The following is a 1,747-nucleotide window of genomic DNA, read 5'->3' on the forward strand; positions in this document are numbered from 1 at the left end:
GGACGCAACACCGGACCGGTTGTGGCATCGCTTCGCACCAATTCTGGCCGCGCGGCGTTCGATGCGGCTCTACGACCCGACCACGCGTAAGTACGGCTCGGCAGGTCCGTTGACGGTCAAAAGGCCGGCGCTACCGTCCGCGGTACCGCTGTTCGTGCACGGTCGCGCCCGCGTCGTCGCCTTGGACTTCGACACCAAACACCATAGTCACGACGCCGTCTCCGCAGACGTGACGCGCGTGCTGGCGTGGCTGGACGAGTGCGGAGGCCGCGCGGTCGTCGATAAATCCACCAGTGGCGGCCGGCACGTCCTAATACCGCTCGCGCCGGGCAAGACCGTCTCGGCCGACGAGATTCGCCCGTTGCTGCGCCTGCTGACTGTGCGACTGCCCACGTTGGACATCACCCCGATGACCAACGCCAAAGCCGGCTGCATCACCGTCCCCGGGTCGGCGTGCAAGGAAGGCGGCCATCGAGAACTCGTCGACCTCGACCCCGCCGCAGCGTTCGACATCCTGACCATCGGCTCCGACGCCGGAACACTGGCCCGTCTCGAAGCCCTGCTCGGAGGGATTGGGCGAACACCCATTACACCCGCCGAGGCCTACATCCGAACCGAAACGGTGACTGAACGCGTCGTCGGAGCCGGTCACGATGCACGCCTGCATCCGCGGTTCTGCAGGAGCACCCCGCCACCGCACTCCGTGGTCGAGTTCGCCCGCACCGGCCGCCTCGACAGCAGCCGTTGGCCGTCCCGCTCGGAAGCGCGGCAATCGGTGATCACCCACGCCGTCCTCGGCGGCGCCAGCGCCGCCGACATCCTCACCCGCGCCGCCGCGACGCACTGGGCGGGCCTCCGCGCTGCCTACGCCCACTACGCCGAACCGGCGCGCGCCATCCGCCGCGACGCCGACCGCGCCCTCGACTGGGCCGCATCGACCCTCCCCGATCCAGTTCGGGATACCGGGCACAAGCAAAAGCACACAGGGGGTGCCTACGATCCGGTCCTTCGTTCCTGGCTTATCCACGCGCAAACCTGGGTAACTTCGGAGTTCTCTCATCGGCGTGACCGCTGGACCACTCACGCAGTTGTTCAAGCTCTCGCATGGGCTGCAGCAGTGTCGGGTCAGATCATCGAAGGTGTACCCACAGTCGGCGTAGGTGGACGCTCACTGTCTATCGCTGCAGGGATGCTTCCCGAATCGACGGTGTGGTCGGTACTGGAGCGACTGCGAGATATGGAGGGAGCCCCCGTCCTGCTGATCGAGCGCGGTGTCGGGCAGAACCCTGATCGATACGCCCTCGTCCCCACTCCGGCGGGACGAGCAGCGTCGGCCGCCGGTCCTGAAGCCGCTACGGAGGCGGCAGAGGTCGAGTCGGTACACCCGGCGTGGAGCGTCATCGGATGGCGCCACCGCATCCTCTACAACGCCGTGAGCGCGGCACCGGAACCGATGACTCCGGAAGCCTTGTTCACCGCGGTCGGGATCGGGCGCACCAGCGGCTACGAAGCACTGGTGGATCTGCGGATCGCCGGCCTGCTCACGGTCGAGAACGCCCAGGTGAGCATCGGGCCGGTCGATCTCGACGATATCGGCCACCGACACGGACTTACCGGAGCGATCCGTGCCCGGATCGTGCGCCACCGTGCCGAACGGATCGTGTGGCGGGAATGGCTCGCCGCCCGCGAGGAGGCCCGGACACCGCCCGAACCGGACCTGGCACTGTTCACGGTCCCAGGCGACCAC

Annotated in this window: 1 protein-coding gene; it reads left to right on the forward strand. The window is 67.8% G+C overall.

Annotated features, from left to right (window positions below):
• Positions 1-61: 61 nt before the first annotated feature.
• Positions 62-1,747: hypothetical protein (locus A2J03_RS31255; protein WP_231912646.1), on the forward strand; the 1,686-nt coding region annotated here is incomplete at its 3' end.

The sequence above is a fragment of the Rhodococcus sp. EPR-157 genome, from assembly GCF_001647195.1.
GTDB lineage: Bacteria > Actinomycetota > Actinomycetes > Mycobacteriales > Mycobacteriaceae > Rhodococcoides.